Origin of the sequence: Paraburkholderia sp. EG287B, from assembly GCF_040965595.1 — a bacterium.
Taxonomy (GTDB): Bacteria; Pseudomonadota; Gammaproteobacteria; order Burkholderiales; family Burkholderiaceae; genus Paraburkholderia.
Genome location: NZ_JBFRCG010000022.1, coordinates 1 through 24409, shown reverse-complemented (window position 1 = coordinate 24409; position 24409 = coordinate 1). Strand labels below are relative to the sequence as shown.

19 protein-coding genes and 1 pseudogene are annotated in these 24409 nt (G+C 59.2%); 9 read left to right on the top strand and 11 right to left on the bottom strand.

The features are described from left to right. Positions 1-118: 118 nt before the first annotated feature. On the bottom strand, positions 119-1159 hold the full coding sequence (locus AB4Y40_RS33645) for an autoinducer binding domain-containing protein (protein ID WP_133189245.1): 1041 nt from the start codon (positions 1157-1159) through the stop codon (positions 119-121). Further along, positions 1159-3423, bottom strand: a complete 2265-nt coding sequence (locus tag AB4Y40_RS33640) for an EAL domain-containing protein (protein ID WP_368691513.1) — start codon at positions 3421-3423, stop codon at positions 1159-1161. The genes AB4Y40_RS33645 and AB4Y40_RS33640 overlap by 1 nt, the downstream gene beginning before the upstream one ends. Positions 3424-4153: 730 nt before the next feature. On the opposite strand from AB4Y40_RS33640, the gene AB4Y40_RS33635 reads away from it, so the two are divergent. Together AB4Y40_RS33635 and AB4Y40_RS33630 are read left to right on the top strand one after the other, a co-directional pair. Further along, positions 4154-4549 carry a hypothetical protein gene (locus tag AB4Y40_RS33635; protein ID WP_368691512.1) on the top strand — a complete coding sequence of 132 codons (396 nt, stop codon included), beginning with the start codon at positions 4154-4156 and terminating at the stop codon, positions 4547-4549. A gap of 130 nt (positions 4550-4679) precedes the next feature. Then, positions 4680-4802, top strand: a complete 123-nt coding sequence (locus tag AB4Y40_RS33630; protein WP_281282816.1) for a hypothetical protein — start codon at positions 4680-4682, stop codon at positions 4800-4802. Positions 4803-6016: 1214 nt separating this feature from the next. Here the strand turns inward: AB4Y40_RS33630 and AB4Y40_RS33625 are convergent. Together AB4Y40_RS33625 and AB4Y40_RS33620 are read right to left on the bottom strand one after the other, a co-directional pair. Continuing rightward, positions 6017-7006, bottom strand: coding sequence for a ParB/RepB/Spo0J family partition protein (locus AB4Y40_RS33625; protein ID WP_133189249.1), 990 nt, complete (start codon positions 7004-7006; stop codon positions 6017-6019). Beyond that, positions 7003-8208, bottom strand: coding sequence for a ParA family protein (locus AB4Y40_RS33620; protein WP_133189279.1), 1206 nt, complete (start codon positions 8206-8208; stop codon positions 7003-7005). The genes AB4Y40_RS33625 and AB4Y40_RS33620 overlap by 4 nt, the downstream gene beginning before the upstream one ends. Positions 8209-9315: 1107 nt before the next feature. Between AB4Y40_RS33620 and AB4Y40_RS33615 the strand changes: the two genes are divergently transcribed. Beyond that, positions 9316-10710 carry a replication initiation protein gene (locus AB4Y40_RS33615; RefSeq protein WP_368691511.1) on the top strand — a complete coding sequence of 465 codons (1395 nt, stop codon included), beginning with the start codon at positions 9316-9318 and terminating at the stop codon, positions 10708-10710. Positions 10711-11428: 718 nt separating this feature from the next. Here the strand turns inward: AB4Y40_RS33615 and AB4Y40_RS33610 are convergent. The 4 genes from AB4Y40_RS33610 to AB4Y40_RS33595 all read right to left on the bottom strand — a co-directional run bounded on the left by AB4Y40_RS33610 (position 11429) and on the right by AB4Y40_RS33595 (position 13879). After that, complete coding sequence (locus tag AB4Y40_RS33610) at positions 11429-11719, bottom strand: XRE family transcriptional regulator (protein WP_133189253.1); 291 nt, start codon at positions 11717-11719, stop codon at positions 11429-11431. A 910-nt stretch (positions 11720-12629) separates the two neighbouring features. Continuing rightward, positions 12630-12860 (bottom strand): DUF3717 domain-containing protein, encoded by a 231-nt coding sequence (locus AB4Y40_RS33605; RefSeq protein WP_368691510.1) that lies wholly within the window; start codon positions 12858-12860, stop codon positions 12630-12632. Between the two features lie 63 nt (positions 12861-12923). Beyond that, a complete protein-coding gene (locus tag AB4Y40_RS33600) occupies positions 12924-13232 on the bottom strand; it encodes a hypothetical protein (protein WP_368691509.1) in 309 nt (102 codons plus the stop codon). A 50-nt stretch (positions 13233-13282) separates the two neighbouring features. Beyond that, complete coding sequence (locus AB4Y40_RS33595; RefSeq protein ID WP_368691596.1) at positions 13283-13879, bottom strand: DUF932 domain-containing protein; 597 nt, start codon at positions 13877-13879, stop codon at positions 13283-13285. A gap of 195 nt (positions 13880-14074) precedes the next feature. Here AB4Y40_RS33595 and AB4Y40_RS33590 point away from each other — a divergent pair, with 195 nt between their 5' ends. Genes AB4Y40_RS33590 through AB4Y40_RS33580 form a run of 3 tightly spaced genes read left to right on the top strand, consistent with a single transcriptional unit; the run spans position 14075 to position 17564 of the window. Next, entirely contained in the window at positions 14075-15220 is a 1146-nt protein-coding gene (locus AB4Y40_RS33590; protein ID WP_368691508.1) for a site-specific integrase, read from the top strand. Then, positions 15217-16566, top strand: coding sequence for a tyrosine-type recombinase/integrase (locus tag AB4Y40_RS33585; RefSeq protein ID WP_368691507.1), 1350 nt, complete (start codon positions 15217-15219; stop codon positions 16564-16566). The genes AB4Y40_RS33590 and AB4Y40_RS33585 overlap by 4 nt, the downstream gene beginning before the upstream one ends. Next, on the top strand, positions 16563-17564 hold the full coding sequence (locus AB4Y40_RS33580) for a tyrosine-type recombinase/integrase (RefSeq protein WP_368691506.1): 1002 nt from the start codon (positions 16563-16565) through the stop codon (positions 17562-17564). Before AB4Y40_RS33585 ends, AB4Y40_RS33580 begins: the two co-directional genes overlap by 4 nt. 117 nt (positions 17565-17681) lie before the next feature. On the opposite strand, the pseudogene AB4Y40_RS33575 reads toward AB4Y40_RS33580, so the two are convergent. Next, positions 17682-17951 (bottom strand): annotated as a pseudogene (locus AB4Y40_RS33575) (DUF932 domain-containing protein); the annotation flags it as partial. Between the two features lie 51 nt (positions 17952-18002). Then, positions 18003-18419, bottom strand: coding sequence for an antirestriction protein (locus AB4Y40_RS33570; RefSeq protein WP_133189267.1), 417 nt, complete (start codon positions 18417-18419; stop codon positions 18003-18005). Positions 18420-18637: 218 nt separating this feature from the next. Here AB4Y40_RS33570 and AB4Y40_RS33565 point away from each other — a divergent pair, with 218 nt between their 5' ends. Further along, complete coding sequence (locus AB4Y40_RS33565) at positions 18638-20677, top strand: ParB/RepB/Spo0J family partition protein (protein ID WP_368691505.1); 2040 nt, start codon at positions 18638-18640, stop codon at positions 20675-20677. A 102-nt stretch (positions 20678-20779) separates the two neighbouring features. Here AB4Y40_RS33565 and AB4Y40_RS33560 read toward each other — a convergent pair whose 3' ends face one another. Beyond that, the gene (locus tag AB4Y40_RS33560; protein WP_368691504.1) at positions 20780-21367 is read right to left on the bottom strand and encodes a hypothetical protein; all 588 of its coding nucleotides are present in this window, start codon (positions 21365-21367) and stop codon (positions 20780-20782) included. A 508-nt stretch (positions 21368-21875) separates the two neighbouring features. Between AB4Y40_RS33560 and AB4Y40_RS33555 the strand changes: the two genes are divergently transcribed. Further along, the gene (locus AB4Y40_RS33555) at positions 21876-22226 is read left to right on the top strand and encodes a hypothetical protein (protein WP_368691503.1); all 351 of its coding nucleotides are present in this window, start codon (positions 21876-21878) and stop codon (positions 22224-22226) included. 7 nt (positions 22227-22233) lie between these two features. After that, complete coding sequence (locus AB4Y40_RS33550; protein WP_368691502.1) at positions 22234-23610, top strand: hypothetical protein; 1377 nt, start codon at positions 22234-22236, stop codon at positions 23608-23610. Positions 23611-24409: the final 799 nt, after the last annotated feature.

Genomic DNA, 24409 nt, shown 5'->3' with positions numbered 1-24409 from the left:
AAGAACCTGCTCGCAAACTTGGAGTCAATTTAGCCGACAAGCCTGCGTAAATTCCACTTTCTATTTTCTATTCCCAACATCTGAAAAATGTGATAAGCCTATATGCGCGACCAATTGTTTAGTTAATCAATCCGCATTTAAAAGCAAGTGCTACCGCTTCCTTGATGTGAGAGACACCCATTTTTCGAGTAATTCTTGGGTATACGACCTGTCTGACGTGGCGCGCACGCATATCCAGTGCGGTAGCGATCGTCTCTGCAGAGCTGTCCTTCCAATGCAATAGGGCACGCAACACGGTCAACTCCTCACCAACGAGCTGAAACTGTCCTGCAAACTCGCGCAGCTGATTCAGCCGCCAGTCCGACAGGGCGCCAGCGGCGCTACGCCACCTGTTCTGATTGCGCGAAAGGATCCCATCGCCATCCGCGCAGTTCGCCCCGACAGCTGCCTGCAGAATTGTTAATGTCGATCTCGCGGGCTCGTGCACTGGACACGTGAGCATGCTGTACAAACCATGGCCCTGCGCTTCCTGAAGTAACCAGTGTTCTGTCGCTCCGTTTTGAAGATCAGATGTCGTTACCGGAGATGCGTTTCGCTTCGCATATTCGAGCAATGGGTCATTCATGTAGCCCGATCGATAGACGTACTTCTGCATCCAGGCAGGATCGCATCCGACGAGATACCGATGCTCCGCCCTGTCGCCACGACTATCGAAATCGATCCAGGTGATGCAGTATTGTTCGGCACCAAGCGAACTGGAAAGGTCATCCAACAGCGCTGCGAGATCGTATTCGTTGGTGCAGGCAGGCATGCTTGCCAGCACATCGTCGACGCTCACGGATCGAATGCGCCGTGGCGAGCGCTTCCTCCCATTGAACGTCTGTAGGCACGCACTCTTGATCGCATCGTAGGCCGGCGCGAGAATGTCGCCCCACGGATCAGCGCCCGAAAATTCCTGCAGCGCCCGCTCGCCCCGCAGCGGTAAAAGGAGCGTAAGACTCACATCATCCGGACGGGAGATCACCCGCTCGAGGATCAAGCGTCCCTCGCCATAATCCCGCAGGCGCAAAATGACGCTATCCGACCCGCCCCTCTCACGTCGTTGATACACGACGTTCGCGCGAGCATTTGGTAACTTTTCGACCACCGAGCCGAACATTACTGACCTACCTTGAGCATTGCCGTTAGTTCAGTGATCGGTGCCGGACGACCATAAAGGTATCCTTGAAGTGACACGTCCTTGAAACGCGATAACCATGCTGCCTGCTCCCGGGTCTCGACACCTTCAACCACCAACGATAGCCCGACGTCCCGCGCAAGCCGAACAAGATTTTCAACCAGGGCCGCTGCCATCTTCTGGCCCGGCGCTGCTTCGGTGAATTGCCGGTCGACCTTGATACCGTCTACGGTCTGCGAGGTCAGATGCGATAGCGACGATTGACCGGTGCCAAAATCATCCAGCACAACCCTGACGCCCAGTCGGCGAATATCCTGAAGCCGTGATCGCAGTTCGCGGCTTCCGGAAAGCACCGCCGTTTCAGTTATCTCGAGCTGGAGTACATCGGGATCCATCAGATTGTCGTTAAGGCATTCCTTGATGGTGTGCGCCAACCCTCCCCGGGCGAGTTGAACCGGCGACACATTGACCGACAGAAAGAGCCGGTTGTCACTCGCTTCCTGCCAGGCCTGGAACTCGCGGCACGCCTGCCGCAAGACGTACTCACCAAGCTGCACTATCAGACTGGAGGATTCAGCGAGGGGGATGAACTGGTCGGGTTTCAATACGCCCTTCTGCGGATGCCTCCATCGGACAAGCGCCTCTACGCCGCGTAGCGTACCTTCGACGCTAACAATCGGTTGATAGAGCACGAAAAATTCACGATTGGTGATTGCGTATTGCAACGCCTGCTGTCGCTCGATCAGCGATAGCGCGCGATCAGAAAGGTCACGGGTATAGATATGAAACCGACTTTCCCCGCCCTGGCGACCACGTTCTTTGGCCGCATACATCGCCAAGTCTGCTTTCGACAGTAGTCCAAACTCGCTGTCATCCGGATCGCTATGCAAGGCAATACCGATGCTGACGTTGACTGTGTAGTCGTGCCCACGCATGACGAATACACGTTTGAACGCCTGAATGATATCGACAGCTATCCGTTCCGCGTGCGCGAGTGCGTGCTCGCCACGCAGGACGTACGCGAACTCGTCGCCGCCTATCCGCGCCAGCAAATCTTCTGAAGCCGCACACTCTTGAAGACGAAAGGCAACGTTACGCAACAGATCGTCCCCAACCTTATGTCCCAACGTATCGTTGATGGCCTTGAAGTTATCCAGGTCGACGTAGAGGAGCCCGACCATGCCTGGTTCTTCATTGCGCATCCATCGGCGCGCCGTTTGCAGCATGAGGTGCCGATTCGGCAGCCCAGTTAGTGAGTCCGTCTCGGCCAGTTTCCGAAATCGACGGGTCACTACCACCTGCCAAGCAGCAGCAGCCAAAAGCGACAGGCTCAAAAAGGAGGCGATCACACAGTAGAGTACCTTGGCTCGGCGATACGGAGTCAGTGCGTCTTCGGCCGAAACGCCCGCGACTACTGAGACGGGATACGCAGACAGATGGCGATATGAAACTACACGCTGAACACCATCCACGGGGTCCTTAACGACCTTTCCCTTCGCTCCGGTCATTGCCGAATAGGCCGAGGCGGGTGGCCCATTGGGCGACGCAGGCTCCCCACCGGCCAGTCGCGATAGCAAATAGCCATTGTCGGACAGCACAGCCAGCATCCCGTGGAGGCCAAGGCCATCAAGGTTGTAGAACCCGTCAGTTAGAGAATTTGGATCTTCTGAGACAACGACCACCCCTGCGAATGAACCGTCAAGATGACTGAGTCGGCGGGTGAACTGAAGGGTCCAGTGTGACGAAACGCGTCCGAGCACTGGCTGGCTGATATAGAGCCCGATGTTCCCTTTCTCATGAACCCGGAAGTGCAGCCGATCTGATAGGTTCACGGCGCGTGCGTCCGGCGTCGTTGTTTGCACAACCTGTCCGGCCGCGTCGACGATCGTTACCTGTAACGCCGTATCGGCCGAGACAAGCCCTCGCTGCTTGTAGTCGGAGAGCGAAAATGTCGCCGGCGAGCGCTCGTACTCATACTTGACCCACTGCACGACTACATCGGCGTCGTGCACAGTTTTGGCGATGTGCGCCGCGAAGGCGCTGGCCAGCTGTGAGCTCGTGACAGCTGCGGCAGTACGGGCCTGCTCACCTTCGTCTTGAATACGTTGAACCGTAACTGCCCAGATCGTCGCAATTAACACCAGCGCGACAAGCGGGAACGTGAAAGTGCGATCCGCGTAGGCGCTCAATACTTCGGCCAGACGACCAGGAGCCAAGGCAGTTCTCCGCGATTTCGACAAGGCCATCGCTGGTTCTCCCGAGACTTCAACGACACGAATAGTCTGAGGAAGAACCTGTTCAAATCGTGGAACGGTTACAAACTGTTTCTCATTATGTGAAATGGATATCTGCTGCTCCCGCGGTCTTTCACGCCGCCGGCAAGGCGGCTAGTACCGTTGACGACGGCGCGCGCCGGCCAATGTTCCGCTGCCGGAATGGGTCATCTGACGGCCGCGGCAAGTTCGCCCGTCCCGCCGGCAGTTTCCGGAGACCGGCAGCCAGCGATCATGCACCACACGTGGGCGCGCGGGAATGCTACAAATTACGTTCTTTTTGCTACAACGTGCAGGCGAATGGGGACAAAAGCACTGTCGCTCATCGGTCAAGGGCGGAATGGCGATCGGGCCACACGCCGGCACCCTGTTTTTCGTGAAACATTCCTCGGCGATCACTGTGGGAGCCTTGCCAGACAACGATTTTCGCCGACACGGCATGCGCCCTGGAATGTTTCACGGGGACGACAGATTGGCCCTATTATCGCCTGAAGGTTCCCTAGCTTTCTTAGGCCCTCATCGCGATCGGGTTTCGCAAAGTGCCGCCTAGAGCGGATCTCAACAACCGGTTTTTGTCGTTCATCGCAGATTACCGGAGAACGCAGCCCAAGTCAGAAGGAGTCCTGAATGATGTTTGATGCTTGATGCGAACCCGACGATCCTGACGGGTGTGAAACAACCGGGTATCTGCGGAGGCCCCTGTATGCGAACCACCCTCGATATAGATGACGAGGTGCTCGCCCTCGCCCGCGCGCGCGCCGACCGCGAGCACGTGTCGATCGGCCGCGTCATCTCGCAGCTCGCCCGCACGGCGCTGCAGCGCCCTTCAGTCGCAGCCACCACGCGCGACGGCCTGCCGGTATTGCCATGCTCACACCGCCGGCTCCGTCACGCCCGAACCCGTCAACCAGATGCGCGACGAGGCACCCTGATGGCGTATCTGCTTGACATCAACGTACTGATTGCGCTACTCGACGCCGGGCACGTACAGCACGAAGCTGCACACGAATGGTTCGGTCGGGTCAACCACCCGGCGTGGGCAACCTGCCCGTTGATCGAAAACGGCGTGCGCATCATCGCGCTACCCGAAAGCAATTGAGAAGCCGGCCGCAGTCGCGCCACTCGTCGCAAAGCTGCGCGCGCCTCCTAGCCACATCTTTTGGTCTAACGGCCTGAGCCTGCTCGATCGGGAGCACGTCGCCGCGAGCCGCATCCTCGCGACCGACCAGGTGACCGACACGTACCTGCTCGCGCTCGCGCGCCTGCATGAGGGCGCCTTGGCCACCTTCGACCGCCGGCTGGTGGTCGATGCGGTGCCGGACGGTGCGCGCCACCTCGAAGTTATTAGTTGATGCTGGCGTGGAGGCTTGATGAATGATATTTCCTGCTCATGCCAAACGATCACTTCCGGGCCAACACCACGATTCGCACCCGCACACCGCAGGCAAGACTGAACCGCGGCATCTCGGCCGCCCCGACCGCCGGCTGCGCGCGACCATCCCCGCGCAAAACAGGCTGCTAACGACTTGCAGCTCGCCTCGCACGGCTCACGGTAAATGCCGGCACCTCCTTCTCCGGTCAGTTTCAACGACATCATGCAAAGTTGCCGGCGCGCTGAACCGGCGGGTCTCTGATATGCCAAGCCAGAAGCTCCACGGGCCCGCGTGGCTTCGCCGACACCGTGCCGGCGAAGGGCCGGCGGCGGCGCTTTGAATTAGCATTTGGCGGACGGCGATGCACTAGCTGGGCGCGCCTAGCGACCGACCTCAAGTCAGGATGACGGGAACACTGGAGGCCATGGATACTGGCGTTCGAGTTGCTTGGCGTGTTCTTCCGTCACATGGTCTATTCGACGGAATGTCTTCCAGACAGTCAGGCCTCGTTCAAGCCTGTTCTCATTCAGGCAACACCTAACCTGCAGTCGACGTAAGCACAGGTCGCCAAAGTGTCGGTACTACTGACACATCACGACGTTGCCTGAGCCATGGCGCTATCCGGAGGTTCAGCGTGTCAGTAATACTGACACCTGGACATCCGCTTGAGGTACAACGTGCAGCGCGGGTCAGGCCGCAACGAAAGACCGAAGTGTCGGTACTACTGACACCGCACGACGTCGCCCGAGCCATGGCGCTATCCGGAGGTTCAGCGCGTCAGTAATACTGACACCTCGACATCCGCTCGAGGTACAACGTGCAGCGCGGGTCAGGCCGCAACGAAAGACCGAAGTGTCGGTACTACTGACACCGCACGACGTCGCCCGAGCCATGGCGCTATCCGGAGGTTCAGCGCGTCAGTAATACTGACACCTCGACATCCGCTCGAGGTACAACGTGCAGCGCGGGTCAGGCCGCAACGAAAGACCGAAGTGCCGGTACTACTGACACCGCACGACGTCGCCCGAGTCGTGGCGCCATCTGGGGTTCAGCGCGTCGAAACCTCGCGGGCACGCGCTCTCCGAGCGCTCCCTGTAACTTCCCTTATTGCCGACACTCTAGTGTTACGGGCGTATCGCTTTGGGGACGAAAAAAAACCCGCAAAGTTGCGGGCTTCTGTCCAATAAGTTCGATTACTGCTGCGCGCTTGGTTCTTCCCTGTAAAGCTCGCTGATAAGTTGCCGGATTCGAGTCTCTTGAACTTCGCTAAGCGACCCGGTCTTGATTTTGACGGTGAACGAGTTCACGTCCTTCGTAATGCTCCCGGCCTGTTCCTTTCCCGAAAAGAACTTCGCGATGCTCCGCTCGCGGGCCGCCGCTCTCGAACCCTGACGGGTGGCTTGCGCTACGATCGCGGCAGCATATCGTCCCTGAAGAATTTCTCCTTTGACAACGTCTGACCACAAGTCCTTTGCCGCAGCCAAACCGGCAGCGCCATGCTTTTTGATAGCCGACACAATTTCTTCTGCAGCATTGCACCCAAGCAGCGCGGGCTGCAAGTCCAATTGATCCTTAATGAAATCAGGCAGCTTGTCGAACGCCAAGAACTGATACAGTCCGGTGCGAGACATACCGAGGGACTCAGCGAGCCGCTTTCGATTCGGAAACTCTGCTTCCGCACGACGCAGCGATATCGCAATTTCATAGTCGGCTAGGTTGGATCGCCCGATGTTCTCGACCAACGCGAGAACAACCATATCCTCATCGGAGCACTCGACTATGACGGCCTTGATTTGCTCCATGCCCAAGATTTTGTGCGCACGCAATCGCCGCTCACCAGCAACCAGCTGATAGCCGGAGTCAACGCGCCGAACTGCCACCGGCTGAACCAACCCCTTTTCGCGAATAGACTCGGCAAGATCCGAAAGCTCAGCCTCGACAAAAATCCGCCGCGGTTGCCATGGATTCGGCACAACCTCCGCAACGGGAATCGTTGCCTGGCCACCGCTCGCTTCCAACTCTTGAATTTTGAGTTGTGCAGCTGCCAAGGCTCCTGCCATCCCAGGCCCTGTCTTCGGCTTCTCAACCACAGGCTTAGCCGCGTCCATCTCATCGTCAGAGATTGAGGACGTCTTCCGGAGGTTGGCGGTTTGGAGAGCCATCCGGTCACGAATACTGCTCATTGTGCGAGACTCCATTCGTCGACGTACGTGTTGTCAATCCACCTGCAGTATTCAACCAACGGTTGGCGTACACGCTGCACCGTCTTTGAGACCCCGTCGGATTTGCTGAGGTCAAACACTGTCGAGAGAGCGAGCGCGCCGTTGCTCATCACCGAACTCGCCGGAATCTCAGTCGTGGTCAGCCAGTCTTCGTAGGCGCGTTGCGTCCACGAGCGAACGATGGGTGCTGACGACGTCGGGCTTGTATCCACCTTCGACAGAATGACGGAGATGAAATCGTAGACCTTGTCTGACTCCTTCTCCATGAAGTTCGCGGCAATATCCGAGAACAGCCCCCAGAACGATACCGAGCTGATGAAGTCTAGACTCTCCGGCACCAAGGGCATCACCATCGAATCTGCCGCCATCAATGCGTTCAATGTGAGGTACGAGAGGGAGGGAGCTGTGTCCAGAATGATGTAGTCGTACTTCTTGCGCAGCGGCTCCAGGCCTTTCCGCAGGATTGCCCAAAACTGATAGCTCGGGCGAGTCTTAAGCATCGAGGGGATGAAGAACTCAGCACTGAACAGCGATGGATGCGCGGGAATTACATCCAAGCCGTCCCAATAAGTTTCCTTGATTGCAGATTCCAGACCGCCTTCCATCTCCTCGTTATAGATAAAAGGCAGAACGGTCGAATCCTCGTCGACCTCGTTCTCGGCATAGAGTCCACAGAGTTCAGACAGAGAGGCCTGCGGGTCCAAGTCAACCACGAGCACCTTCCGTCCGCGCAACGACAACCCTTGCGAGATGCACATCGTCGTCGTGGTCTTCGTCGACCCACCCTTGAAGTTGGCAACCAGAAGAATCTTGCCGTCGGCGTCGCGACCAGTCACGAGCGGCGACTGATAGATTTCCGACAACTGTTGTACGTAGGTACGCGCCTCGGCCAAAGTGAACAGGCGGCTACGGCCCGTGCCGTGCGCAACGCCCGGCGGCAACGCACTTCCTTCCCGCGTCGCTTGGTAGTGGAGCTTGGTTCGGTCCAAGCCGCACAGGTCTGCCACTTCGGCAGTCGTAAAGTTTGGCGGCGCCTTTCGCGGCCTCGGCGTGAGAATTTGCTCGCGCAGCTCCGCCGTCAGCCCGTCCAGTTTTTTCGCAAATTTGGCGATCTTCGCGAGGGGAACCTTGCGTGTGATAGCAGGAAATTCGGCTTTAGACATGGTTTTTACACTTTCACCTGAAATCGGGACGAAGCGTAGAATACTCGAAAACTTTAGAAAAATCGCTTCCAGATAAGCGAGTTTCTTAAATTTTCCACCTAACCCCTTGGAAAACAACACAAAAAGATTGAACGAAAGAACGGAAGGGCAAGAATTGCCGGTTCGTGCGCAAGCATTCCGACGTTTCATGGTGAGAGAAATTGTTGAAATGCGTTGAAGGAGTCGGTGGAGGAGGGGGTGAAGGTGGGTGAGAAGAATTGTTGAAGTCTGCCAATTGATTCGCCTTGCCGCGCATTTTCAACAATTTCTCTCACCATCCAATGCCAGGCATATCGCCTTGGCACACAACGCGAGGCACCTTTGCCCCAGAAGCTTCCTCCGCAGCGTGGTCGTAAGTCTCCCGGCAGCCCATAACCTAAGCGTTGCAGCGGCGTTGAACGCAGGGTCGACGGCAACTCGCCTACAAAAGTGCTCACCATCGTCCACCGGCTATCGACTTATCCACAGTGCCCTGACCGCAACCTGCCGCGCGGCGAACCTTGTTACGGTTCATGCCGGTAAACCGAGCAGCCCTGCGGCTGCCGCGCCACAAAAGCACTCACCATGCTTCAACAAAACGACTCACCCATTTCGAGCGGTTTTCGGCCGAAGACCCCGCCAGGTAAGGCTTTACGCAATCGGGTGCAACATTCAACAAAAATGCTCACCGTCAATCTTCAGCCACAGAATCACTCACCTGGCGCTGGTAAACTTCTCACGCTCGCAATGGATTTCCCCTCACTTTCGGCCAACAAAAGTCCTCACCTCAAGCACAAAATCGCTCACCTACACGTGTCTAACCCATTGTTTTTACGAATCTTTGCTTTTCCCTGTTGTTTGTTCGTTGGTTTTGCTTTTTAAAAGACTTTGAAAAACATACAACCGTCGCCCGGGACCCTCAGCCTCTCGAAACCAGAAAGGTGAGCAAATTTGTTGAACGGGCATGTGCCTAGAGGATGGTGATCAAAATTGTTGAAACGATCCACGTCATGGTGAGTCTTTTTGTTTTGACATCTCACCTACGCGTGCTACAGTCTGCGCGACTGGCAACTAGGGACAGGGACCTCGATGGCAAACAACATCATGACGCGCGCAACCTCGCGCCAGCTGTCGTTAGAGCTGTTCGAGGAGATGCTCGGCACCGATACGCCAATCAATGAATCAACGAAGGAGATTGGCTATCAGCGTAATAACGTTTTTATCGACATTACCGATGTGGGCATTACAGCCAGGCGACTCCTGGATGCAGCGCACTTCATCGTGGCGCAGGAGCCGACCACCCCAAAGGTCTATGATGTCGAGCTGAGCTACTTCCGATGGCTCATGCGTTATGACAGCTACAACTACAAGCACCTGCGAACAGTGGTGTCCGAGGCTCAAAAGGCCTTAATTCAGGTTTCGGCCTCGCCCCCTGGCAGTACGTCCGCGGAGGACGAGAAGTGGGTGTCCGTACAGCTCATCGGTATCGTCGGTATCGACAAAGGGCGCATCACTTTTGCGGTTCCTGAGCCGCTCATTCCGCACATCAAGGACCCGGTCAAGTCGCACTGGTTGAGCCTGAGAATCACCTCTGCCTTCACGCTCACCTATGCTCGAGCCATTTACGACCACGTCATCGGTTACGTGGCAGAAGGCATAACCGAGTGGATCGAAGTCGATGTGGTACGTGGTTGGCCAGGGAGGGCTGCGTCGACTGCAACCGAATTCAAGTATTTCAAACGCGACAACCTCGACAAGGCGGTTAAGCAGATAAACGCAGTCTCGGACATCGATCTGAGCTACGAGACTCGCACCGTGAGCCCGAAGTCGAAAAAGATTGACCGGATTCGTTTCAGGCTGACGCGAAAGGAAACCGCTGGAGCCATTCGAGCGAGCCTGCTTGGCGCACAAGAGATATACACGACGCTGAAGAACGAATTCGGCTTCACAGAAAAGCAGTTCAACACCATCTCGCAAAACCGAGCCGTGTGGTCGGATGAGCGCATTCTCCAGGCAATCGAGTACACCCGCGCCAAGGTCGACTCCGGCCAAGTCAAGAAGAGTCCGGGCGCATACCTGCTAAAAGCTATCACTGATGGCTACAAGCTATCGGATGCTGACCGCAAAATGCTAACGGTACAGCAACAGCAGCGGGAGCAGGAGAGGTCGGAATCCAGCGCGAAGCAACTGGCGACCGCGGCCGTCGCCGCAAGCACCGAGGCGGCAGAGGAGCGCAGCAAAACACAGACCGTCGAGAATGCTGACCTCGGTCGTGAGGCGTATCACAAGGCAGACGGTAAGGCGCAAAAGGACTTCATGCGCGCCTTTATCGCCTCCGCGGCCGGTAAACTGGCCATCAAGCGGGTGAAGCTCAACCCGGCGACGATTCATGAGTCGGAAGTGCTGGCACATAAGGATCTATCCTTTGCGCTCTACTCGTTCGTGTTTCTGCGCACCAAAGCGAAGGCCGTCTCCAAGGCTTAACGGTACGCGAGCTCTCGGCTTCACACCTTGTAGACCTGCTCAAGCATTTCCCTCTAGCTCGCATTCGCGGTCGTTGCGTTAACCGAGGCCGTTTCACCACCATGCTTCTCGTGCGGCCGCTGAAGGTGCCGCGTCGCGGATGCACCTCCGCGCTTTGCCTTTCGATTGGAGACGACTAGCTGATTGATAGCGAGCACATCGATCTGCCATTCGATCTCGCTTCATGACGGGTATTCACCTTTCACAACAATTCGTTCGTATTGCCGAGTTATAGGTCGGGTGCGTGAGAGACCTGATCGATTGGCATTGAAAATAGAATGCCGATTTTTCCTGGCTGAGATTTCGCATCGCGTGCACGCGAAATTCCGCATCAGTATAGTCGGCATCACCAGGGATCGATTCGATAGCTGTTAGAACGCGCCGCATTGCGATCGCCGCTATGCGTTACGGAACCCGCGCGTCGTGAAGCAGGAGGCAAGACGCGCCCAGGCAGGCGAGAATGGCGCCGACCTGCTTGTTTCAAGCGCGATGGATCACATGCCGCAAATCTCAGGGGTCGTCACCAGCGGGTGAGTGACTTCCGCCTCGCAATCCGCCGACGCGCGGCGGGTGTCGATGAGATCGTGCGTCACCCACCCGCTTTCCCGTTCTCGCTTCCCGATTGCCAACTGCATCTATAAAGCATCCCCTCGAGTCGGTTCGGGCGAAAGGTGCACGGTCATGGGAGTGGATCCGGCCCGGCGCGGTCTGCTGCCGGGCGCCAGATACACCCGAGCCCGGCCCGGTCGCATAACAAGGCCCAAGCCGAGTAAGGGATTGCGGCGTCTTCGCTGATCCAGCGGCGCACCTGCCGACCGCCGTTATCCGACAAGCCGAGATAACGAGCAACCGCGCGTCCCGGCAAGCCGGTGCGACGGATAACCTCCTGAATTTCGGCTCCGTTCGGCTGTTCCCAGCCGTCCTCCGCCGATCGCAGGCAGGCGGCCCGGATTTCAATTTGATAGCTCATCCTTCCCTCGAACCGCTTATTTTTCCACGTACTTCGTGACGATTAAGTCCCGACGGCTTACACCGCGGGGGATACACGCGCCCGGCTGGTGGCCGCCCTGGGCTATACCGCATCGTCCCGCCGCTTACGCGGCGCTCCGGTGCTCTTCCCATTTTCGACAATGCGACTATGGGGACCCGTGCGCCTCGATCCGGGCGCGCGGCGCGCGCGACACTGCCGTGATTATCCAGCCCCCACGGCTCACGCCGCGGGGATACACGCGCCCTGTGGGCGCTTGACGACCCGGCTGGTGGTCAGCTTGGGCTATACCGGATCGTCCCGCCGCTCACGCGGCGCGCCGGCGCTCTCCCCATGTCCGACGACGCGGCCATGGGGGGCCCCGTGCGCCTCGATCCGGGCGCGCGGCGCGCGCGACACTGCCGTGATCATCCAGCCCCCACGGCTCACGCCGTGGGGGATACACGCGCCCTGTGGGCGCTTGACGACCCGGCTGGTGGTCAGCCTGGGCTATGCCGGATCGTCCCGCCGCTGACGCGGCGCGCCGGCGCTCTCCCCATGTCCGACGATGCGGCCATGGGGGATCCCGTGCGCCTCGATCCGGGCGCGCGGCGCGCGCGACACTCCCGCAATTATCCAGCCCCCACGGCTTACGCCGCGGGGGATACACGCGCCCTGTGGGCGCTTGACGACCCGGTTGGTGGTCAGCCCGGGCTGACCCGGATCGTCCCGCCGCTGACGCGGCGCGCCGGCGCTCTCCCCATGTCCGACGATGCGGCCATGGGGGACCCCGTGCGCCTCGATCCGGGCGCGCGGCGCGCGCGATGCTCCCGCGATTATCCAACCTCCTGGCCTGCAGGGGGAGCGGCGCCAGCGCGCGGCAGTCCGGTTAGCGTCGCGACAGATCGCGAGGCTAACGCGGTGGCGGTTGCTGGTTTCCAAGCGCCGTGCGGACGGCGTCGACCTGTTTAGGCGTGAGCCGCGACACCGCTACAGACGTGGCGCGCTCGTAGATCATCAGGCCGTACACGTCAGCCAGGGGGCGCGCCTTCGCACACAGAGCGCCGCCCTGGCCACGCGATTCCTGTGCGCACCAGTAGTTGATTGCCTGTTCGATTTCAGCAATGGTTAAGACGGCAGTCATGGTTGCCTCACAGGCCCGCGCGATTTCTACGCGGGCGTTGAGTATTACTAAGGATACCAAAGTTTAATGCAGATCCCCGTCGTGCTCCATGAGCATGGCAACAGGTGCGCAGGGCGGCACGCGCTCGAAACCAGCCAGGGCCACGCGGGCGATGGCGCGCAACTCCTCGCGACGCATCTCTGCCGGATTGCCGTTGTGATCGAGCATGCTGGCAATGCGCCGGAGCGCATCGGCGGATTGTGCCGCCGCGTCAGCCGACAGGGCCATGCGGTACAGTTCGCCGCGAACGATGCCACGGTCTCCGTACTGCCAGACAGCCAGGAGCGGCAGCAGGGCGGACAGCCACGTAGGACGGGTGTTGAGCGGATCCATGTGAATTCCCCTTATGGGTGCGCCCGGACCGGGAGGCCGGGGCGGTCCGGTTAGCCGCGCAGGCGGCGCAGTTCGTCAGCCAGCACCCACAAGGCACGATTCAGACGGATGTTTTGATCGATGCCCGCGACCGCTCGGGTCGTGGTCGCCTTGCCCTTCGCGTTCCGACCATGCAGCCCACCGCGAATCATGTTTTCCTGCACACGGTTGAAGGTGGTCCAGATATCGGAGCCCTGATCCTCGACACGACGCGGCGCGAGAATCTGCCGTTCCGTCACTGGCACAGGCGCGCCCTCGTCGTAGCGCAACGCGAGCGCTGCGCGGGCGAAGGCGACCTGTTCGCCCTCATCGAGCACCGTTGCCGCCATCCCTTCGCGTTGCTCTGCCGTCTCATCAAAGCTTTTCACCACCTTGAATGCGCCTTCGATGACCTCGCCAATCACATCACCCTTGTGCGGGATGCGGATATCGTTCGTCACGTTGCCGCATACGATGCCGTTCTGGCAGGCCCAGCGAATCATTCCGGCGATCATCTGGTAGCTCGATGCGCCATTGTGCGAGTTGACCAGGATAACCTCGTTGGCTTCGCGGCCGCCGATCTGGTCGGCGTGGCGTAATAAAAAGGAAGCCGTAATGCGAAGGAGTATCGTGTACCTCGGTGCTGAGCGTAGGTTTTGACTGTTCAACTCGGCATTATTTGACAGCCTCCTGAACCGAAAATTCTGACGCTCGCGCTTCCGCCAGGAAAGGAGGTCATCATGTATCGATCGGTACCTTGTTCAAGTCCGTGGCTTGATCTGTTGAGGCATCGTCTCCAGGAGGGAGGCTACTGTCACAGGGTCGTGAAGCAATACGACTTTGCTGCGCGATGCTTCCTTCTCGATCTGGAGCGTCGAGGGAAAGTTATCGAGTCTGTATCTCTGTCGGACGTCGACATGTATCTCGCAAACCTGAAGCGGCTACGTGACCAACATCCGCGACCCGTCGGCAGCAGAAGGAAAGATTGCGCCGCTATCAAGATGCTGTTGCGACTGGTCCACAACGACAAGTGGCCACCAGAGGTGGTGCCGACAACTGACCACGATATCGTCGTGTTCGATTTGGTGCGTAGCTACGATACATGGATGGCGGAGATGCGCGGGCTATCTCCTAACACGCGCAGAAATAACCGCTTCGAAATGGTTTCTCTTCTGAGGTGGCTGCAAGTTCATGGAACAAGCCTCGAAACGTTACATCTTCCGGACCTCGATGCCTATATTGCATCGCGGCTCGTCGTGATGAAGCGGCGGTCAAAGGCAAATGTAATAAGCGCGTTACGTGGTGTACTGCGCTACCTGTTCGACAGCAATCAAATCGCAACGGATCTGGCAGACGCCATTGATGGGCCTATCATCTACGAGCACGAGGCTATTCCGACGACAATCCCTCGAAGTGACCTCGATCGGGTGCTGGTAGTTTCCCGATGTGATCGCTCACCATTAGGTATCCGTAACTATGCGATTCTGATGCTTCTGTCGACCTATGGCCTTCGCTGCGGAGAGATCCGTGGATTGCGCCTGTCGGACATCGACTGGCGGCATGAACGGATTCACATCAGACATACAAAGACAGGTGCGTGCTCGGAGTTGCCACTGTTACGTGGTCCCGCCGATGCGCTATTCGACTATCTCAAGTGCGGTCGTCCCCCGACGTCAACGCGAGAAGTATTTGTGCAGGCGGTCGCGCCTTATGGGCCACTGCATGCCGGTCTTCATCGTGTGGTGAACCACGCCACTGAGGCCGCAGGAGTATCGCTGACAGGAAAACGCGGGGTTCATGTCTTGAGGCATAGCCGGGCAGAGTCTTTGCTGGATAGTGGCGTATCGATCAAGGTGATCGGAGATATCCTGGGACATTACAGTGTGCGAGGTACAGCAATGTATCTCAAGCTGGCAACTGACGATTTACGGTCAGTCGCACTTGATCTCCCGCAAGAGGTGGCGACATGATTAGCAAAGACCTTATCTGCAGGTTCCTCGACACGCTGTCGATAGGACCTGAGACGCGTAGCGATTACGCTCGTGCCTTGCGGAAGTTTGAGAGCTTCATGTCCGACAAAACGCTTCCGGACGAGGAAAGCGCGATTGAAGTCCTGCGAACTTGGATGCGACAGGAAATCCAAAAATCGCCATTGAGTGGCGTGGAAAACCGGGCGCGCGTAGTCGTCCGCTACCTAGAATGGCGCACGAACGCAGGAGGTGGTTCGCATCCCGTGCTGGAACTGTACGCGCATTACGGACGATCGATCGGCCCGGTTGTTCGGGCCTTGCTCGAAGACGACAACGGAAGCGCTCTGCGACGGCTGATTCCATTGCCCGTTTGGGGCAGCGTACTTGGCCCTGCGATGCAGGAGCACGTTGGACGGATGAAGTCACTGGGTTACCGGTACGACACGCGCGCGAGTGATCTGCAGCGCTTCGACCGCTTCCTGCAGCAACATCCGGCATTGGCAACTGTCCCGCTTCGGCAGCAACTCGATGCCTGGCGTAACGAAAGCCCCGGCTTGCGGCATCAGTACCTGGTTCAGCAATGTGGAGTCGCGCTGTCAAAGGCGTTACGCCGAAAGGCCCCTGAGGTTCCGACTCTGCTCATAGAGCCAGGATTGTATGGCCGACTGACCCAGCAGGAGCGGCGCCCATATCTCTTTACCGAAGCTGAGATTCGTATGCTGCTCGATGCGGCTCGCACATTCCCTTCACCGAAGGCACCTCTACGGCCAGTCGCGCTGCACGCAATGATGACGTTGGCATACTGTGCTGGTTTGCGGCTCGGCGAAATCGCATCGTTAACCGTCGGCGATCTGGATCTCGCCCGTGGGCTGCTCGTGGTCCGCGAGACGAAGTTTTTTAAGTCGCGCCGCTTGGCCCTGTCGCCAAGCGCGCTCGACGTCCTACGCGCCTATGTGGAAGCACGCGCGGCGTTCGGTGCACCGATCACCCCGGGAGCCCCCTTGTGGTGGTCGCCGCTGCGTCGCTCGGGATATTGCAAAAGGCTAATTGAATGGATGTTGACCGAGGTAATCCGTCGGGCAGGGCTTAAACCCGCGCATGGTCATCGAGGGCCACGGGTTCATGATATTAGGCACACATTTGTTGGGCATCGGATGATGCAATGGTATCGAGCTGGCATCAATCCTCAAGATCGCTTACCGCATCTGGCAGCCTATCTGGGTCACAAGGATATCCGCTCGACACTCGCATACCTGAATATCTCTCCAGAACTGCTCCGACAGGCAAGTGAGCGCTATCGGCGTCACAATGCGAGCATGCTGCGTTCGCCGGGAGAATCATCATGAAAATGGCACCTCTCGCGTACTGGCTCCATGCGTTCTTCCACGAGTGGCTCGCTGAGCAACGCAACTGTTCGCGACACACGATTCTGTCCTATCGCGATACCTGGCGACTTTACTTGCGGTTCGTCGCTGCACGACGGCACTGCCCGGTAAGCTCAATCAATCTTAGCGAATTGACCGCTGATGAAGTGCTCGCGTTCCTTAAGTACATCGAATCAGAGCGACATACTTCGATAGGCACGCGAAACTGCCGGTTGGCAGCACTCCATTCCTTTTACCGGTTCATCGCAGACCGGGAACCGTTGGCGGCCATGCAATGCGCTGCCGTATTGCGCATCCCTGCCAAGAGAGGGCCGATTGCTGAACCCGCGTACCTCGACATCGAGGAGGTCGAGGCGATCCTGCGCCAGCCTGACTGCTCGACACCAGAGGGACAACGCGACTACACGCTTCTTGCCTTCCTGTATAACACTGGCGCGCGCATCCAGGAAGCATTGAGTCTGCGTCCATGCAATATCCGTCTGACGGCGCCGGAACAGGTGAAGCTAAGTGGTAAGGGCAACAAGGAGCGCATCTGTCCGATCTGGCCGGAAACGGCGGCCTTGCTGGCTGCGTTGCTCGAACGAAACCCAAGACCGGAGAACGAACCGTTGTTCGTAAATCGTTACGGTTTCCCAATCAGTGCCGCCGGAGTGCGGTACAAGCTCGCGCAGTACTTGCGGACGGCGACGAACGAGCTACCGTCTTTACGGCGGAAACGCGTGCACCCGCACACGTTTCGCCACACGGTCGGGGTCGAACTCGTCTCCGCCGGAGTTGACATCACCGTGATCAGAAGCTGGTTCGGACATGTGAGTCTCAACACGACAAATCGCTACGCGCGCGCGAACATCGAGACCAAGCGGCGCGCTCTTGAACAAATGGATCAGGCAACCCGGCCTCGCAGTCCGCCGCGTTGGCGACGTAACCCGAATCTCCTCGATTGGCTCGATTCCCTTTAGCCGTCTCGTAATGCGAAGCAGGAAAATATCCGATATGCCAATCAGCGCACTAGCGGGCCGTTTCCTCTGCATTACGGCCTCCTTTTTATTACGCCATTAACCGCAAGCTTGCGGTTAATGCCTCAGGCGGATCATGTGCTTGGTGAAATCGCGCATGTCCTCATTGCGCACACGGGTCTGGCAGACCATGAAAGGCTGAAACCCTTCCTTGCGCAGGGCGTCGAGTACATCGACCGTCGGAATGTAGCTGTAGCGCGCCGAGCGGCTTTCGTGCGCGGTGTGGGCAAGAATGGAAGGCGCGACTTCTGCAATCTGGTCATTTGTCAAAGGATGCTGCGAACGCAGTGCGACGGCATTCCCGCTAAAACGGGTTGCAAGCTTGTTCATTTGATTCCCCAATGAAGGAGCCAACCCGGCCCGTGGGCCGGGGCCGGTCAGTTAGTCGATGGCGCGCAGGATGTTGGCCGCTTCCACGTGCTGCGTAGCGAACTCACGTAGCTGGTGGTAACGCTCGATGATCGTGTCATCAAGCGTCTTTTCCGCGAGGTGGCAAAGAGCGAAAAGGGTGACGGTAATGCCGAAGGCATCCGCGCCCATCATGTCGCTGTAGCCGTTCATATGCCAGCGCACATGCACGCGGCCCATATCGGCCGGAGCCATGTAAAAGCCGTCATTGGAGAGGGAGAAGAAATGCCAGAAACCTCCCTCGTATCTGCTGCACAGACGCGCGGCCCAGTCATACACCATGGATTCGCCGGTGAGGTAGTGACGACCGAGGTAGCGCGGTAGCACGTTCAGGCGCAACTCGTCGGGGACGACAGAAGAAGTAACGCGGTTTTGAACTTCAGTGGTCATCGGATTTCTCCGGTTCGGCCATCGCTTCATTGCGAGGCACATATTTAGTTTAGGACTAAAAGACCTATATATCAATGAAGGAGTCCGGATTTTAAATTGGATATGTATACTGAAAACGGGAATCAATTAGATTTTTCAATCGTCGTTATTAGGTCTAAAAGACCTCTATGATTTACTTGTGCCGCGCAATGAAGCGATGGCCGAACCGGAGAAATCTGATGACCGAACCCACCTCGAACACGGCCGGTGGAATTCAGTACGTTCCATACAACCGCCTTTGTCTGTCATTCCTGAACGTGCGCAAGAAAGCGCCGACCGGCATCGACGCCCTGTCGGCGACCATCGCCGAAAAGGGCTTGATTCAGAATCTCGTTGTGCATGAAATCAAGGGCAGCGCGAAGCCGCCGAAGCTTGGCGTCTGTGCTGGCCAGCGTCGCCTGGCTGCTCTCGACCTTCTGGTTGAGCAGGGGCGAATTACGAAGGACTACCAGGTGCCGGTGCTGATCGTCAGCGAAGGCGAGGCGGTGGCCGCGTCGCTGATCGAAAACCGCGAACGCGAGGCGATGAGTCTGGCGGATGAGTGCGTGGCGTTCCGGCTGCTGACGGAGGAAGGCAGGAGCGTGGCGCATATCGCGGCCCTGTTCGCGGTGCCGGATGTTGCGGTACGCCGCGCACTAAAAATCGCCAACCTTTCGCCGTCACTGCTCGACCTGTTGCGCGATGACAGGCTCGACTACGAACAGGCGAAGGTGCTGGCCCTGGCTGATGACCACGCGACGCAGGAGCGCGTATGGGGCGAAGCCGTCAATAACTGGCAGCGTCGACCGGACGAGTTGCGTAAGGCCATCACGCGCGCGGAAGTCGATGCACGCGAAAGCGCCCTCGCGCGGTTTGTTGGCCTGGACGCTTACGAGGCGGCAGGCGGACGTGTGAGGCGCGACCTGTTCAGCGACGACGCAAACGCCGGATACCTGGAAGATGCCGAACTGTTGCACCGGCTCGCAACGGAACGGCTGATCGAGCTTACCCAGGCGGTCGGAAACGAAGGCTGGCATTGGACCGAGGCGCGGACGCAGTATCCGGCAATGGAAATCCTGCGTTGTGGCCGCATTGGCTCGACCACGCGCAAGCCTACGAAGGCCGAGAAAGCCGAACTGGCCGCGCTCACCGCAACGAACGACGCCGCCCAGGCCGCGCTAAATGCGTACTACGACGAGGACGGCGAGCCGGACGAGGAACGGGGCGAGCGTCTGGAGGCTCAGGCCACAGCGGCGACGTTTGCGGTGGACCAGTACGCGGAGCGCTTCGAGGCGTTCGACCCGGAAGAGATAAAACAGGCAGGCGCGTATGTCTATCTCGATGACGATGGGCGGGTCTGCATTGAGCGCGGGCTGGTGCGACGCGAGGCGGCAGCGACCGCGCAGGCAGGCGCAACGCACGCCGTGAGCGCAGGTGCGGCGAGCGCACCGAAGGAGCGTCCGTTGCACGGAGAGAAGCTGTGCAAACGATTGACCGCGCACCGTACCGCCGCCGTCCAGATCGAGCTTGCGCAGCAACCGACCGTAGCCCTTGCTGTGCTGATGCAGCGCATGATTCCGGTCGTTTTCGATGACGTGTACGGGCGCGCGCATTTCGACTACGCGATCAGGATCGACGTGCGCTCGACGCGCGAGGCGCTGGTATCGAATGCCGACGACATGGCCGGGAGCGTGGCCTGGAAGGCACTGGAAGGCGAGCGTGAAAAGTGGTCGCGCATGCTGCCCAGGCGCGCGGCAGACCTGCTGCCCTGGCTGCTGGAACAGGGCGAGGACGTGCTGTCGAATCTCTTCGCGTTCTGCGTGGCGGCGACGGTGGACGGTATTAGCAGCGCAGACCGCCCGCACGCGGTGAACGAGATCTCGAACACGCTTGCGGTGGATCTTTCGCGCTACTGGAAGCCGACGCGCTCCGGGTATTTCGAACACGTGGCGAAAGACCGGATTGCTACCGTTGTGGGCGAAAGCGTATCGCCCCAGGCGGCAAGCGAAGTGCGCGGCATGAAGAAAGACGCCGCAGCGGAGGCGGCAGAGCTTCGCATGACTGACTCGGGCTGGCTGCCGGAAGTGCTGCGTAACCGGGAGGTTCCGGAGCGCGTCACGTACGGCTACCACGAGGACGACGAGGGGGAAGATGACGAAAACGGCGACGCCGCCGCCGAAGCGGACGGAGTGTCCGAAGCGCAGGCCTCGCCTGGCGAGGAGGCAGGCGAGCCGTACTGAGCGCGCGTCGCGCGTATTCGAGTAGTCCACACGAGGCCGTCCGGATGCATGTCCGGGCGGCTTTTCATTGCACGCGCGATTGCAGGGCCAAGTTACCGGCGCTCATGCCGGTTTGTCGTTTTCGGGGGGCACCGGGTCGAACGGGTTGGGCCACAGGCTTTTAACGGTGGCCTCTGCGCGCGCTATGCGCTGTTCGTGCGTCAACAGGCGTTTTTGTTCGCGCGTCAGTTCTGCGGTGAGCCAGTCGTCGGGCAACCTTTCACCGACAGGCGCAATCGGGCGACGCTCACGCACGGCGGGGCGCGCGGCTGCCTCAGCCGGGGCCGCGCCGGTTTCACTGTCGGGCACACCGCGTTCGGCTGCTACCGGGTTGGCCGCCTGCCCTGGCACATCTGCGGGAGCACGGCTGACTGCCGGGCCAGTTTCCGCCTGTGACGCGCGCGCGAGGCGGGACACGATGCCCCGTTCGCGCCGGATTCTTTTGAGTGTCAGAGCGAAGGTCTGATAGGTGAAGACGAGTCCGGTTGCGGCGAGTTCCTGGATGATTGCGGCGTACCGGACGCCCGAGCGAATGGCACGTTCGACGCTCTCGAACACGTCGCGAAGCTGGGCGGTCTTGGACCGGCCATCCGATGCAGCCGCGAGGGCATCAAGGCGTTGTGCGCGTTGTACGGCAATCAGGGCGTCCATTTTGAGCGCTCACGTCAGGGGGAACGGGCACAGTATGGCGCGAATGATCGAAGGCTGCATCCTATCTGTTAGGTATGCGATCTTTCATGATCCGCAGGCTATCCAGAAATGATTGAGCGTTGATTCATCGTGATCCATGGGTGATCTATCAAACGGCGCTGGATTGCAGGTCGAGGCACGACGTATATGTAGACGGAAATGCTAACGCATTTCCGTCTACATATACCGTGCTCCAAGGGGATACCCCTTGGAGAACCCGGCAGCCGCCGCCAACGAGCGCGCTCGGCGCTGCTTTGCAGACAGACCGGTGGCACGTGCGTCCGGGCGCGCCAGGTGTTTTTCACCGAAGGAATTGCATGCGCATCTTCGCAAAGGCGTCGGCCTGCGCGATGTCCGTGAGCACGAAATTGGCGTGCTCCCAGCTGTGCACTTCGAGCTTTTCATGCGCAGGCGGCGACGGGACCCTTGCGACGGCAGTATATTCTCAGCATTGTTCCTGGGGAGTCCGATGAAACTCAATTCTGCAAGAATGCTTGAGATCATGGAGTCGAGCCGCGAGTACCTGGCGGGCGAGCTGGCCAGGCGATTCGATACGTCGATGGCGCAGATCAACGACATGCTTTGCACTCTTGCCGAAGAAGGTCTTGTGCGCATGAGCAGTCATTCATCACGCATCGTCCGCCTTGAACGGCTGTCGTTCGCGCCTCTGCCACCGACACCGCTTGTATCAGACACGGCTACACGGGCACCTGTATCCACCCCACCGTTCGCCCGCCAGATGCATGGCTGGTCGCGGAACTGCGAGGCGTCGCTCCTGGGCGTGCACAGCTTCGCGATGCCCGTCCGACCTTCACGCTGAGCGCAGCATGGAACTTGTCGAGCGGGATCACCCCGGGACGGTGAGGCGACATCTGGGTGCTGAAGAAGCCGCAGCTGTGCGGCGGTTCTGTGGCGACGGACAGCAAGTGCGGCCTGAGGACGTCAGACTCGTGGAAGCGGTGCTCGAAGAGATGCACGACGGACGACATGTGCGTTTGTGGCTCGAGTGCGACTGCGTCAGAGCACCCGGTGGCCGGCCGCGGTTGACTGCCCGGATGCGTGAAGACGGTCCGCGTCATTTCGTGCGCATGCATCAATACGGCGAGCACCACTGCGCCCTGGCGTCGTTCCGGCAGATGCCGGAGCCGGAAGACGTTGAGCCGGGCGATGATCGCGCGCGCCCTGGCCAGCACAATCCGCTCAGACCAGTGGGCGACGCGCTTGACTACCTGGATAATCTGAACGAAGGCGCGGCACGGCCGGGTGGCTCGACTGGATCAGAGGGCGGCGTGGGCGAGCGGGGCCGTCGCCTGCCGCGCCTCGGACGCATCCTGCATACGCTTCTTGAGGACGCCGACTTTGCACGGCTGCACGTCGAAGCGCTGAACGAAAAGTTCAGATCGTGGGAGCGGCTCGAGGCATATGCAGCCGGTCAGGCGCTGAGCCCGCAGCTATCACTCTCGCAGATACTCTACTTCAAGCCATGGACTCCTCTGAACAGGAAGATGACGGAGATCGACGCCCTGGTATGGCCGGAAAGGAAGGCGCGCAGCGCGCTCCTGCTGTTCGTCGCCGACGAGATTCGTGCGGGCGTTGCGATCAAGAAAACAAGCATGGGCGAGTGTGTGGTGCGCCCTGAAAAGGGTATCCGCGCCGGTGGCCGCGATCAGCGACTGACGCAGCCGCCCTACTGGGTGCTCAGCGTTATTGACCGCGATCGCGACGGCAACGCGCGCGTCCGGGAAGCGTTCGCGCAGTGTGCGTATTCGTTTGCGCGCCCCGTACCTCTGGACAGCCGGTATGAGCGAGTCACGCTGAAATTGCTGTTCGACGTCATGGCGTGGGTAAAAAAGCACGGCGTTGACGTGACGCTCTGGAAACCGCTCTTTGACCGGGAGGTGAGGCGGACCGACGCGCCGAGCCAGTGGTGCCGCCCCGACTTTGAACTGACGTTCCGGTCGGTGGCAGCCGTTGGCGTTGCGGCACGGCTGCACCGTATCGTCATCGAGACGATGGGCGCCGACGATCCTGACTACCTCGAGCGCAAGTTGCGTACTCAGGAAATCATGAAGCGCCGTGGCATTCTGATCGAGCATCGCGTCGCTGATGATGCTGCCCAGAAGGAACGGGACGACGCGTTTTTTCGCAGGGTCGCAGCAAAGATCCTGCATCTCGCCGGTGTTTCGCCGACCAGGCCAGTCTGAACGATTCACGGTTCCCCGACACCCGCCCATCTTCCTGATGGATGCTCCGCTTCCTGCAGGCGACTCACGCGCCATCACCAGCGCGACGCCGACCACGACGTCTGGGTAGCGGCCATGCTGGGGGGCGTCACAGCTTGCCGACCGTTGTGAATTTCGCGGCGGGCGTGCGTAACGGTTGCCGACTGCGGGGCGCCGATCACCGGGCGCATTTTTTCGACATTACCTGGCCAACTGTCAAATCGCCATTCGCTGCCACCTGCTGAGTCCATCCGTCAGGAAAACGCGACTAACGGTCTTGCGCCATTTCGCCCGCCACACAGGTCGACCGCGCCAAACCCGGTCTTCAGGCAGATGGGTAGCCGCGCCGATGGCGCACTGCTGTCGCCGCCGAAGTCCTCTGGCTGCGACGTCTTGATTGCGCGCAGCGGGGATGAACCGGGCCGCTGACCCACGTCGCCAGTGTCTCCGATCCAGTGGAGGGTAATCACGAAGGAGCATATATCTCGTACTGCAAAATAATTCTGCCGTGGGATCGGCCGCATTTTTTCGATACATATACGTGTGGCCCGCCAGACAGGATGGCAGTACCGATCAGGCTGTCCACCTTTTTCCCGCTGTCCGTGGAGACGGCGCCGACAGATGACTGACGCCAATTGGAGCCAAAGACGCTTGACGGCCACGAACGGTCGTTCGACATCAACCCTCAAGCGTTGACGATCGCGAGGTCGCCTTCGCGACCGCTGGTCGCGAACGTCTACTCTGCCGCACTGGGCCTGTGGGTACCGGTGATCGTTGACGC